The organism is Comamonas sp. (genome assembly GCF_009360615.1).
Classification (GTDB): Bacteria; Pseudomonadota; Gammaproteobacteria; order Burkholderiales; family Burkholderiaceae_C; genus Comamonas.
Window position 1 is genome coordinate 1 of the sequence record NZ_SPEY01000105.1, and the last position, 11,874, is coordinate 11,874.

The window sequence follows — 11,874 nt, forward strand, 5'->3', positions numbered from 1 at the left end:
ACTCTGCCGCCATGCAACTGAACCAGCATGCGGCAGGTCTCCATCAGATGCTTGGCCTTGCTGCGGTACAGGCCTATGGTCTTGATATAGCTCTCCAGGCCCTCCAATCCCAGATCCAGAATCGCCTGCGGCGTGTTGGCGACCGGGAAAAGCCTGCGCGTGGCCTTGTTCACCCCCACATCGGTAGCCTGGGCAGACAGGAGCACGGCAGTCAGCAGCTCGAACACCGTGGTGTATTCCAGCTCGGTCTGAGGCATGGGATTGGCAGCCTTGAGCGCAGCAAAAAACGGCGCGATATCGTTTTTCTTCATGGGCGTATTGTGGCGTGTCGTTCTGGGTGCGGGACAAAGAAAAGCCGCTGCGGCATGCAGCGGCTCGGGGGTGGACCTGCTGCGAGTCAGGGATCCAGGTTGTAGCTCAGCACAAGGCTGTAGCGCAGTTCCCGATCGGGATTGTTGACGGAGCGGTCGCCCAGCGGCTTGCTCATGGCAAGGTCGAGTGCGTAATGGCGGCTGTCGGACAGGCGCAGCCCCAGGCTGGCCGAGCGCAGCGTATTGCCTTTGACACCGCTGGTCTGCTGATGCGTGCGCGCCCATTCGTAGAGCAGATAGGGCTCGGCCGACTTGATCCAGGCCTGGTTGATGAGGAACTGGTAGTTGAGCTCGGCACTGGCACCCATACCGGAATCGCCTGAAAACTCGCCGGCCTGATAGCCGCGTCCGAAGCGGGTGGAGCCAAAGGAGATTTTCTCCGGTACGGGAAGAATGTCGGCGCTGTATTGCCCGCCCACGGCAAAAGCGGCTCCCACCTTGTTGGCGAAGCGATGGCGTTGTGCGTAGTCGGCGGCGATACGCGTGAAGTCCAGCTTGGCCGGGTTTTCATATTTTTGCAGAGTGCCCTGCCGAAAGTAGAGGTCCAGATTCTTGTAGGCTCCCAGGCTGTCCAGGCCATGGGCGAGCAGAACCGATGCCGAGCGGGTGGTGGTCTTGCCGTAGGACGCCCAGGCCATTTGCGCATAGAGCGTGCGAACCTTTTCCTCACGCAGCAGGGAGGCCTGGCTATCGGCCAGTTCACGGCTGTAATTGATGGCATACAGACCTGCCGTGGTGCTGAGCTGGGTGGTATTGCTCAAGATCCAGGGGTGGCTGATATTGAAGTCCAGCTTGCGCTGCTGTGTCAGGTCATCAATGCCGGGAACGCGCGTTGCCGGAGGGTTGAAGCTGCGGTAGTCGGAATAGCTGACGCGTGCCTGCGTGCCCTCGGGTGTCAGCTGCTGCGTGAACCCTATGCTGCCGAACCTCTCCTTGTCGGGGTTTTGCAGCATGGCCGAGGCCTGAAGCTGGCTGCCTGCCCACAAGGGGTCGTTCAGGGTCAGGGAGGCAATGATGCGCGGCGTGGGCCTGCGCGCCTCACCCCCCACGGTGACGGCAACGGGCTTGTGCTTGGACTTGATGACCAGGGGCACGGCACCGTCCGTGGTGGTCGGTAGATTGGCCGAGGCCGTGATCTGCACTCCGGGCAGGCGCGCCATCAGCTGGGTCTGGTGCTGAAAGGTCTTGGTGGTCAAGGGCCTTTCACGGAGCAGCGGCTGGGCCATCTCGCGTATCTGATCCTCGGAGCGTCCGAAATTCCCTTCTAGATTCAGGCTCTGCACATAGCCCTCGACCACGATGACCTGCACCGCACCATTGGCGAAGTCCTGCGGAGGCAGGTAGGCAAAAGACAGTGCGTAGCCATGGCGCTGGTACAGCTCGCCGACCTTCTGGGTCGCCGCGTTGAGTTCGCCAACCGTATGCGTTCCGTTGATGAAAGGGGTGAAAAGCGCGCTGACTTCTTCGAAAGGAATCGCCGTGCTTCCCTGGACGTTGACGCCGCGCACCGCGACCCGGAGGTTGATGAGATCCTCAAGGCTTGGTTGAGGCTTGTCGATCTCAACCGGCACCTGCCTGGGCTGCTGGAGATTTCTTGCCGATTCGGGTGTCGGGGGCAGGCTGTTGAGCGGATTGCCCGCCTGCTGCGACCAGGCCAGAGGTGTGCAGGCCAGCAATGCCATCACCTGAATTGCGGAGCCGATGCGGCCCTGTGTTCTTGCTTCTGACTGCAAAAGTCCCTCCTGTTCTGTTCTTGTGGCTTTCATTGTTCCCTACATCCCCAGAACTGGGTATGGGAATGTCGTAAAAAAGCCCGCCTGAAGGCGGGCCAGGCTCAAGCGGTGCGCTGACCACCGCTGTCTCCCTTATTTGCTGGTGGCTACCGCTCCACCGCCCAGGCCAAGCGCCAGATTGCCGCCCAGCAGACCGCCGAGCAGGCCGCCCGAGGCGCTTGCACCACCCGCAGCGCCTGCGCCAGCCGTGACATTGGTCGCGCCGCCCAGCACGCCGCCCACCAGTCCGGTGACCGTGCCCACGGTGTTGCCGACCAGACCGGTCACGGCAGATCCTGCATTGCCGCTGCCTCCTGCGGGAGCGCCGGTCGATCCGGTCACGCCTCCGACGAGCCCGGTGACGCCGCCGAGCACGCCGCCCACCAGATTGCCTGCGCCTGCAGCCGGGTTGCCGGCACTGCCGCCGCCGCTCACGCCACCGGTCACGCCGCCTACGAGGCCCGTGACCGAGCCCAGCACGCCGCCGACGATGTTGCCGGAGCCGCCGGCAGAGCCGCCCGTGCCGCCCGTGACATTGCCGAGCACGCCACCGAGCAGGCCGCCGCTAGGCGTGCCGGGACCTGTCACCACGCCACCCAGACCGGCCACGGTCTGACCGACGCCCGAGACCACACCGCCCAGCGGAGCCACAACCGGAACTCCGGTGCTGGTGACGGAAGCCCCCACATGATTGACGACTCCGCCCACGGTGCCCAGCAGGTTGTTCACCGGCTGTCCCAGGCCTGTGGTCTGCACCAGATTCTGGGTGCTGCCCAGAACAGTGCTCAGTACCGGCGTGGCAACCTGGCTGACCTGGGTGGTCAGACCCGAGACCAGCGGATTGCCGGTCAGCTTGGCAACCGTTCCTTCGACACCGGAAACCGTGGTGCCGAGGATTTGCACCGTACCGCCTGCCAGACCCGCCACATCACCGACCACGCCAAGCTGAGGCGTATCCAGGGCACTGACCGTCTTGCCTGCCGAAGTGACCGCAGCCCCCAGATAGCCGACGGCGGGAGCCACGCCTTGCAAGGTGGTGCCTATGGGGTCGGCCGTCTTGCCGATTTGGCCCAGGCCCGCACTGACGCCACTACCGACGCTGTTGACGGCATTGTTCACGTTGCCAAGAATGCCGCCGGCAGGCTGGGCCACACCGCTCAGAGGCGTGCCGCTGGTGGCCGTGCCCAGAGTGGAGGTCACGATATTGTTGACATCGCTGATGACGCCGGTGGTGCCGGTCAGCGTTCCCGTGACATCGGCCACGGTTTCGCGCACGGGAGTCAGCGGGGTGCTTGCAACCGGCGGATTCCCCGTGCCGCCATCGCCGCCACCGGTGTTGCCGCCACCGGTACCGCCGCCCGTGCCGCCACCGGTACCGCCGCCAGTGCCACCACCGGTACCACCGCCTGTACCTCCACCGGCAACCACGTCTCCGCCGCCGGTGCCCCCAGGGCCGAGGTCGCTGCGCAAGGAGCCGCTTGAGCCGCAGGCTGCCAGGCTGGCTACCAGAGCCACGGCACATACGCTGCGCAAGCTTAACGGAGCCCTGGCGTCAATCGCGGCAGCCAAGGCCTTGCTGGTCATAGTGGTAGTACGCATAAATCCTCCATCCCAAAAACAAGTGAAAAAATCCGTTAAATCCGCGGTCCGTGAATCGGTAGGCGTATGTTCTTGTCATAGCGGTGGCCCTGTCCAATTCAAAGTTTGAGACACGAAGTTATGCGCAATTAACAATTGCTATCAACTTCAACGGTTTGGTAGGAGTTTGATTACTCGCCGCATGGAATAGCGCCTACATAAAAGCCACTTCCTCTCTCTGGAGGCGTTTCGCGCGCCACAATGGATGCCTGCCGCTCAGGCAGGGACGAGATTTTTGTAGCGCTTTAACCCCCAAACCGTATGCAATTTGCCAAACGACTCGATAACGTAGAAACCTCTGCGATCCGCGAACTCTTCAAGCTGCTGGGCAAGCCCGGGATCATCAGCTTTGCGGGCGGCTTTCCGGACAGCGCCATGTTTGACGTAGCCGGCATCAGCGCAGCCTCGGCAGCGGCGCTGCAGCAGGAGGCGGGCGCTGCATTGCAGTACGGTGCGACCGAGGGCTACCAGCCGCTGCGTGAGCAACTGGCTTCCTTCATGGCCGGCAAGGGCGTGCCCGATGTGGCGCCCGATCAGCTCGTCGTCACCACCGGCAGCCAGCAGGCACTGGACCTGCTGGGCAAGACCATGCTGGATCCAGGTGACAAGGTCATCGTCGAGGGACCGACATTTCTGGCCACGATCCAGTGCTTCCGTCTCTACGGCGCGCAGGTGATCTCCGCGCCCGTGGACGCGCACGGGGTGAAGACCGACGAGCTCGAAAGCCTGATTGCCGAGCACAAGCCCAAGCTGGTCTACCTGATTCCCACCTTCGGCAACCCCAGCGGAGCCATGCTGAGCCTGGAGCGCCGCAAAAAGGTGCTGGAGCTGGCGGTCAAGTACCAGACGCTGGTGGTGGAGGACGACCCCTATGGCGATCTGTACTTCAACGAGGCCCCGCCTGCCAGCCTGCTGTCGCTGACGCGGGAGGTTCCGGGCAGCCGCGAGTGGCTGGCTCACTGCGGCTCCTTGTCCAAGGTGCTCAGCCCCGGCCTGCGTATCGGCTGGCTGATCGCACGACCCGAATTGCTGTCCCGTGCCGTGATGTGCAAGCAGTTCAGCGATGCCCATACCAGCACCTTTGCCCAGGCGACCGCCGCCCAGTACCTGAAGTCCGGCGTCATGCCTCAGACCCTGGCCCATGTGCGCGAGGTCTATGCCAGGCGAGCCAAGACCATGGGTGATGCGCTGCGTGAGCAACTGGGCGATGCCGTCGAGTTCGTGCAGCCGGCGGGTGGTCTGTTCATGTGGGTGCGCCTGACGGGCGCTCGCGGCCAGTTGGCGGATGCCGGGGTGCTGGCCAAGAAGGCCATCGAAGAGGGCGTGGCCTTTGTGCCCGGTGCTCCGTTCTATGCGCAAAACCCCGATGCGGCGAGTTTCCGCCTTTCATTTGCCACCGCCGACGAAGACAAGATTCGCGCAGGCATCGCCCGTCTTGCCAAGGCACTCAAGGCATGAGCGACAGCCCGGAAGCGCTGCAGGAGCGAATCATGGAGCTGGAGATCAAGGCCAGCTACACCGAGGATCTGCTCGAGCAGCTCAATATGACCATCTATCGCCAGCAACAGCAGATCGACCTGCTGATCGGCGAGGTGCGGGAACTCAAGCGCCAGGCACCCGAAGGCGGCGGCGCGGCGGTGCGAAATCTGCGCGACGAATTGCCGCCGCATTACTGACTGCGCCTGGCGCTGGCGCCAGCAGGCTGCAAGGCGGTGGCCGGCAACCGGGGGCCGGTGGCTTCGCCCTCGCCGCAGTCTCTGGCTTGCCTTACCGATGTGGCGCAACAGCCCCATGGCTGCGAGGCCGGTACACCACCTGGGCATCGGGTTCGCCCGGTTTGGCGGAATCCACCGTCAGCACAGCCATGCGGGCCGCCTGCGGCGGCCGCTTGAGCTATGGCAGATTCAGGACGCCAGCAGCGCCAGGGACCGCAGGAATTTCCGCTGCAACTGCCATCCGTACGCCGAAAGCGGGCTTCGGCCGCATGAGATCGCGGGCCCGCGCATTGCAGACAGCCTGCTCCGGAGGCGGCAGGAGGCCGGCTGCTCAGGCTGGCGATGGCTGGCAGGCAAGGTCGGCAGGGCCTTATTTCAGCGTTGCGAACTCTTTTCGGAGCGCCTGGTTTTTGCGCTGGTAGGCGCGTGGCGGCAGGCCGCACCAGCGCTTGAAGGCGCGGGCAAAGACGCGCTCCGATTCGTAGCCGCAATTCTCGGCGACCTGTACCAGGGGCAGGCCCGATTCCAGCTGCTGGGCAGCATGGGCCATGCGCTGCTGCAGCAGATAGGCCATGGGCGATGCGCCGACCAGGGCCTTGAATTTTTCGGCAAAGCGCGAGCGCGACATTGCCGCGTCCCTGGCCAGGGTCTGCAGCGTCCAGTCATGGCTGGGGTTGCCGTGGATGGCGGCCAGGGCCGTGGCAATCTGCGCATCGGCCAGGCCGCGCACCCAGCCCTGTTCACTCTCTTGCTGAGCGGCGAAATAGTTGCTCAGCACATGGACCATGGCCAGTTCGCCAAGGCGCATCGCCGCCAGACGCCAGCCGGGGCGCCGTGCCAGCGAGTCCTCTATCAGCGTCTGCAGCACCTGGACCAGGATGGCCGGCGGTGCGGCTTGCTGTGCCGGTATATGCAGCAGCGGTGGCAGCAGGGGCAGGATGGTGTGGCGGCAGTGGGCCGATATCCATAGCAGCACCGAATCGATGCGGCTGCTGGCCCCGCTGCCGCCATGCTCGAAGGTGAGGGGGTTCTCGTCCTTGGGACCCTGGGCAAAGCGCTCGATCATCTGGGCGAACGAAATCGGTGGCAGCGCCAGGTCCGAGGCCATCACATGCGGGCTGCCCAGCGGCAGCAGCACCAGATCGCCGGGCATGACCTGTACCGGAGCCTGGCCTCGTACCTGCAGCCAGTATGGTTGGCCCTGGCCGACACGGATCATGGTGCCAGGCACGCCTTCGGAGGCCAGCGCCCAGGGGGCATTCAGGAAAAAGCGCGCCGTTACCGCACGCTCGGCTCGGCAGATGGCCAGGACATCGCTTAAGTGGTCGCTGCTTTGCTTCATGGAGGATTTGGGACGATTTGTGCCATTTTAAGGATGTGCTGCGCTTCACGTCGCAGCAGCTCTTGCCGACACTGGCTGGCACCGGGATCAGGGCGCCTGCATGGACCGACCCGAGAAACCCATACCCATATCAAGGAGCAAGCATGAGCAAGACAGGACTGAAGATAGGCATTGTGGGAGGCGGCATCGGCGGCCTGGCCGCCGCCAATGCGTTGCATAACTGCGGACACCAGGTGACGGTGTTCGAGCAAAGCCGGCAATATCTGCGCGTAGGGGCCGACATCAATCTGACGCCCAATGCCGTGCGCGCCCTGGACGGTCTGGGCCCGGGCATTGCAGCGGCTGTGCGTGCCTCGGCGGCCCGACCCACGCACCGCATCAGTCGCACCTGGGACAGCGGTGAGGAGACCTCACGCCTGACGATGGGCAGCGAGGCCGAGCGCCAATACGGCGCGCCACAGCTGACCATCCATCGCGCCGATCTGCTGGCTGCACTGGCCGATGCCTTTCCCGGCGAGCAGGTGAAGTTCGGCAGACGCGTCAGCCGGATTGCCCAAGACGATGCCGGCGTTGCCGTGGAATTTGCCGACGGCACGCGGGTTGAGGGCCTGGATGCGCTGATCGGCTCGGACGGAATTCATTCGGTGGTGCGTTCCGCACTGTTCGGTGCCGAGAGTCCGCGCTTTACCGGTGTGGTGGCGTTCCGTGCTGTGGTGCCTACCGAGCGCGTACGCGATGTTCCCGATATCGGGGCTTTCACCAAATGGTGGGGCCAGACTCCGGACAGCCAGATCGTGACCTTTCCGCTCAACCAGGGGCGTGACACCTTCATCTTCGCCACCACGGCGCAGGAGTCCTGGCATGAAGAGTCTTGGACCACCGAAGGCAGTGTGCAAGAGCTGCGCGGCTTTTATGCCGGTTTTCATCCCCATGCGAGGGCCTTGCTGGATGCATGCGACAGTGTGCTCAAGACGGCTTTGTACGAGCGTGATCCGCTGCCGCACTGGTCGATGGGGCGAGTGTCGCTGCTCGGGGATGCCAGCCATCCCATGATGCCGTTCATGGCCCAGGGGGCCGGCATGGCGATCGAGGATGCCGTGGTGCTGGTCCGCAACCTTGATGCCGTGCAGGACACCGAAGGCGTGGCGCAAGCCTTGCAGAACTACGAGGCCATGCGCAAACAGCGTACCAGTCAGATCCAGATCGGCTCGCGCGGCAACAACTGGCTGCGTGCCGGAGGCAATGCCGACTGGGTCTACGGCTATGACGCTTGGCAGGTGGCTTTGCCGTCCGAGACCTCGGCCTGCGCGGTCTGAGCGGCCGCTGCCCCCGGCAGCCGTTCTGGTCGATGGCGTGCTGCTGAGAGGCCTGCAAGCTCGCGTGAGCGAAATCCGTGGCATGCAGGCCTGCGCTGCGGCCAGATCTGTCCAAAGGCGCTGGACGGCCGCATGGCAAGGCGCGATGTCTTGCTGCGATTCGGGCTGAGCCTGCATGGCATTTCAGAACTTGCCTAGCGCTGGCTTTTTGCGCGAGAGAGCGGGGCGATGGTGTGCGGGCTGGCTTGGACGGCCTTGCGGCGAGCCAGGGTCGGCGGTTTCTGATACAGCCCGGGAAGCTGCGGCTTCTGAACCTACTATCCTGAATTACGTGTCACTGGCGCTTCACTGACGCTGCGCCGCGCTATGCGGCCTGGCCAGCTGGCCCCGGCGCTTGCATGTGCATGTATTGCAGCAACTGCTCGGTGCTTGCCCGACACGCTACATCCCGCTTTACTCCAGACCCGCTTCGTCTTCGGCGGACCCGGTGGCTGTTTGTTCGCAATGTGCACGCAAGCGCATCAAGGCCCGGTACATGGCGTTGCGCTCATCTTCGGGCAAGGCCCGAATGGCGGCAGCCTGGCTGGCACGCGCCAAGGGCATGACCTGTGCATGCAGGGCCTCGCCTTGCTCGGTGATCCGGCAAAAAATCTTCTTGCGCGGCGTATTGCCTTCACCCTGCAGGTCCACCAGACCTTTGGCTTGCAGCCGCTTGAGAGCGCGGCTCACCAGGGCCTTGTCCGAGGTGGACTGAACGACCAGATCCGAGAAGGCCAGCCGCTTCGAGTGGGCGATCAAGGCCAGCAGGCGCCACTCCGAGACCGTCAGATCGTGCTTTTCGGCATAGGGCACGGTAATCGTGCGCCGCAGAGCATTTCCCACCTGGCTCATCAAGGTGGTGATGAAGTCGTCCACCGTCAATCCGTCGCCTTGCGCATTGAGCTGCGACCAGGGCGTTTCGCATGTTTTCTTGTTCATGCGCCATTGTTCCATCTGAAATAACAAATTCAGATGTCAATAGTGAAAACGGCAATTTGATCGATCAACTATAAGCGTATAACTTCGTTTACTGTTTCTCTTGCGATTCAATGTTTCATTAATGAATCAATTGAGATGAAGCACCAGATTTATACCCACGGCCCAAGGAGAGGCGACCATGTCAGTTGATAGACGCCAGTTTTGCTTTACCGCGCTTGCCTGCGGCACACTGCCTGCGCAGCCGGTGCTTGCTGAAGAGACTTATCCGAGCAAGCCCATCACGGTGATCGTGTCGTACCCGCCGGGCGGGGATACCGATGCCATCGCCCGCCTCTTTGCCGACAAGCTCAGCCACAGGCTCAAGCAGACCGTGCTGATCGACAACCGCCCGGGTGCTGGCGGCGCGATAGGCAACGGCATGGTGGGGCGTGCACGTGCCGATGGCTACACCTTGCTGTTCACTCCCAACCCCTTCACCACCGCGCCCCTGGTCATGAAGCTGTCGGGCGCTGCAGCCTACGACGTGCTCAAGGGCTACGAAGCCATCATCAACACCGCCACCCAGCCCCTGGTGCTGGTTACAAGCCCCAAGCTCGGTGTCAAAAATCTGCCCGAGTTGATTGCCAGGGCCAAGAGTGGCGCCACCGTCTCCTATGCCAGCCCCGGTGCCGGCTCGCCCATGCACATCGCCGGCGAATGGCTGAACAAGGCCGCAGGCGTCAAGCTGTCCCATGTTCCATACCGCGGCGTCGGGCCCTCGGTGACCGATGTCGTGGCCGGCCATGTCGATACTGCCTGGGTCACTTTCGGGCCGGTGCGCCAGTATCTGGACTCCGGCAAGCTGCTGGCGCTGGCCATAGGCGATACCCGGCGCTCATCGCTTGCGCCTGCCGTGCCGACCTTGACCGAGCTGGTTTACAAGGATGTGGTGGTTGGTGCCTGGAATGGCTTCTTCGCGCCGAAGAAGACGCCTCCAGCGGTGATCAATCTGCTCAACGAGCACCTCAATGCCATTTTGCGAGAGCCCGAAGTCGTGGAAAAGCTCGCGGTCTTCGGTGCCCTGCCTGCAGGCGGATCGCCCAAGGTCCTCAGTGATCTCAATCAACGCGAGTACATGGTGATGGGCCGGGCCATCAAGGAACTCGGCATCGTGGCCGAGTGAAACCGATGAATCGCGCAGGCGCAGGCCTGGGCGATTCGAACTGACCTCTATATGACTGACGTGGCACAAGCCTGGGGTCCACAGCGACCCGGGCTTTCTGCCGCGAGGCACGGATATGACATCTGCTCTTTCATCTCGATCCACGCTGGGCATGGACACTCCACAGGTAACGGCCAAGGCCAAGGTGCTTGGCCGGGCCGTCTACGCAGGAGATCTCAAGCTTGCCGGCATGTTGCATGGCAAGGTTCTGCGCAGCCCTTACCCGCATGCGCGCATCGTTCGCATAGACACTGCCGAGGCGCGCGCGCTGCCTGGCGTCAAGGCGGTTCTGACCGGCGAGGATGCTCCCGCCACTCTCTGGGGGGCGCATCACAAGGAACGCGCCGTCCTGGCCAAGGGGGTGGTGCGTTATTGCGGCGAGGAGGTGGCCGCCGTGGCGGCTGTGTCCGACGAGATCGCACGCGATGCGCTGGATCTGATCCGGGTCGAGTACGAAGAGCTGCCCGCCATTCTCACGCCCGAGGAGGCCATGGACGAGGAGGCCTTCGGCATCCATCCGGGACGCAACAATGTGGCCCAGCATATCCAGTTCGAGCGCGGTGACGTGGAGGCAGGCTTTGCCGCCGCGGATCTGATTCACGAAGCCACCTACACCACGCATTCTCAGTACCCCGGCTATATGGAGCCCATGGCCACGGTGGCTTCGCTGGACCCCGATGGCCGGCTGGTGCTCTATACCTCGACCCAGGCCGTGAATCTGGTGCGCATGCAGGTGGCCATGACCCTGGGTCTGCCCATTTCCCGCGTGCGCGTGATTCAGGCCGCTACCGGAGGCGGCTTCGGCGGCAAGATCGTGGAGGACGACAACCAGTTGCTGGCCGGCCTGCTGGCCTTGCATACCCGGCGCCCCGTGCGGCTGGTCAACAACCGGCTGGAGGACTTCCAGGCGGCATGTGCCAGCGTGCCCGAGCGCATCACGCTCAAGCTGGGCATGCAGGTGGACGGCCGCATCGTCGCCAAGCAGGTGGGTATTGTTGCCGAATGCGGCGCCTATGCCGGCCTTGCCGGCGATGTGATGCATGTCAGCGCCATGCGCAGCGACAATATGCATCGCAATCCCAATGTGCGCTCGCAAGCGACGCTGTACTACACCAACAATCCGCCGCGCGGCGCCTTCCGCGGCTTCGGCGGAACCCAGATGCAGTTCGCGCTCAACAGCCATATCCACACCATGGCGGAGAAGCTCGGGCTGGACCCGGTGCAGGTGCACAAGATCAATGCGCTCAAGGCCGGTGAAGTCTCGATCCACGGCTGGCATATCGGCAGCACCGGGCTTCTGGAGTGCATAGACCAGGCCACCGAAGCCATCGCCTGGTCAAGCAAGCGCCAAGCGGCAAAGGCCCAGGGCACCAAGCGCCGTGGCGTGGGCATGGCCGCAGCCATGCATGTGAGCGGCAACCGCACCATAGGCAATTGGGACGGATCGACGCTGGTCATCAAGATCAACGAAGACGGTCGCGTCTTTCTCATCAGCGGTGAATGCGATATGGGCCAGGGGGCGAGCACCATGCTCAGCCAGA

The 11,874-nt window shown here is 63.5% G+C and carries 9 protein-coding genes and 1 pseudogene; 5 read left to right on the forward strand and 5 right to left on the reverse strand.

Annotation, left to right across the window (positions count from 1 at the left end; translation table 11 throughout):
• From E2583_RS22525 to E2583_RS22535, 3 genes and pseudogenes are all read right to left on the reverse strand, one after another.
• Nucleotides 1-311, reverse strand: a pseudogene (locus E2583_RS22525) (endonuclease III); the annotation flags it as partial.
• A gap of 86 nt (nt 312-397) precedes the next feature.
• Nucleotides 398-2,104 carry a POTRA domain-containing protein gene (locus tag E2583_RS22530; RefSeq protein WP_291598861.1) on the reverse strand — a complete coding sequence of 569 codons (1,707 nt, stop codon included), beginning with the start codon at nt 2,102-2,104 and terminating at the stop codon, nt 398-400.
• Between the two features lie 132 nt (nt 2,105-2,236).
• On the reverse strand, nt 2,237-3,742 hold the full coding sequence (locus E2583_RS22535; RefSeq protein WP_291598862.1) for a collagen-like triple helix repeat-containing protein: 1,506 nt from the start codon (nt 3,740-3,742) through the stop codon (nt 2,237-2,239).
• A 300-nt stretch (nt 3,743-4,042) separates the two neighbouring features.
• Between E2583_RS22535 and E2583_RS22540 the strand changes: the two genes are divergently transcribed.
• Together E2583_RS22540 and E2583_RS22545 are read left to right on the forward strand one after the other, a co-directional pair.
• A complete protein-coding gene (locus E2583_RS22540; protein ID WP_291598864.1) occupies nt 4,043-5,239 on the forward strand; it encodes a PLP-dependent aminotransferase family protein in 1,197 nt (398 codons plus the stop codon).
• Nucleotides 5,236-5,457: a SlyX family protein gene (locus tag E2583_RS22545; RefSeq protein ID WP_291598866.1), complete on the forward strand. Its 222-nt coding sequence runs from the start codon at nt 5,236-5,238 to the stop codon at nt 5,455-5,457. The genes E2583_RS22540 and E2583_RS22545 overlap by 4 nt, the downstream gene beginning before the upstream one ends.
• A 409-nt stretch (nt 5,458-5,866) precedes the next feature.
• Here E2583_RS22545 and E2583_RS22550 read toward each other — a convergent pair whose 3' ends face one another.
• The gene (locus E2583_RS22550) at nt 5,867-6,838 is read right to left on the reverse strand and encodes an AraC family transcriptional regulator (protein WP_291598868.1); all 972 of its coding nucleotides are present in this window, start codon (nt 6,836-6,838) and stop codon (nt 5,867-5,869) included.
• A 143-nt stretch (nt 6,839-6,981) separates the two neighbouring features.
• Here E2583_RS22550 and E2583_RS22555 point away from each other — a divergent pair, with 143 nt between their 5' ends.
• Nucleotides 6,982-8,154 carry an FAD-dependent monooxygenase gene (locus tag E2583_RS22555; protein WP_291598870.1) on the forward strand — a complete coding sequence of 391 codons (1,173 nt, stop codon included), beginning with the start codon at nt 6,982-6,984 and terminating at the stop codon, nt 8,152-8,154.
• A 453-nt stretch (nt 8,155-8,607) separates the two neighbouring features.
• Here E2583_RS22555 and E2583_RS22560 read toward each other — a convergent pair whose 3' ends face one another.
• Nucleotides 8,608-9,132: a MarR family transcriptional regulator gene (locus tag E2583_RS22560; RefSeq protein ID WP_291598872.1), complete on the reverse strand. Its 525-nt coding sequence runs from the start codon at nt 9,130-9,132 to the stop codon at nt 8,608-8,610.
• A 178-nt stretch (nt 9,133-9,310) separates the two neighbouring features.
• On the opposite strand from E2583_RS22560, the gene E2583_RS22565 reads away from it, so the two are divergent.
• Complete coding sequence (locus E2583_RS22565; protein ID WP_291598874.1) at nt 9,311-10,294, forward strand: tripartite tricarboxylate transporter substrate binding protein; 984 nt, start codon at nt 9,311-9,313, stop codon at nt 10,292-10,294.
• Between the two features lie 115 nt (nt 10,295-10,409).
• Nucleotides 10,410-11,874 (forward strand): molybdopterin cofactor-binding domain-containing protein (locus tag E2583_RS22570; RefSeq protein ID WP_291598877.1); only part of this gene is annotated, 1,465 nt, incomplete at its 3' end.

Excerpts from the sequence above, each read along its gene's own strand:
- E2583_RS22555 (WP_291598870.1), top strand. The coding sequence starts at position 6,982 with ATGAGCAAGACAGGACTGAAGATAGGCATTGTGGGAGGCGGCATCGGC.
- E2583_RS22545 (WP_291598866.1), top strand. The coding sequence starts at position 5,236 with ATGAGCGACAGCCCGGAAGCGCTGCAGGAGCGAATCATGGAGCTGGAG.
- E2583_RS22535 (WP_291598862.1), bottom strand. The coding sequence starts at position 3,742 with ATGCGTACTACCACTATGACCAGCAAGGCCTTGGCTGCCGCGATTGAC.
- E2583_RS22560 (WP_291598872.1), bottom strand. The coding sequence starts at position 9,132 with ATGAACAAGAAAACATGCGAAACGCCCTGGTCGCAGCTCAATGCGCAA.
- E2583_RS22550 (WP_291598868.1), bottom strand. The coding sequence starts at position 6,838 with ATGAAGCAAAGCAGCGACCACTTAAGCGATGTCCTGGCCATCTGCCGA.
- E2583_RS22540 (WP_291598864.1), top strand. The coding sequence starts at position 4,043 with ATGCAATTTGCCAAACGACTCGATAACGTAGAAACCTCTGCGATCCGC.
- E2583_RS22565 (WP_291598874.1), top strand. The coding sequence starts at position 9,311 with ATGTCAGTTGATAGACGCCAGTTTTGCTTTACCGCGCTTGCCTGCGGC.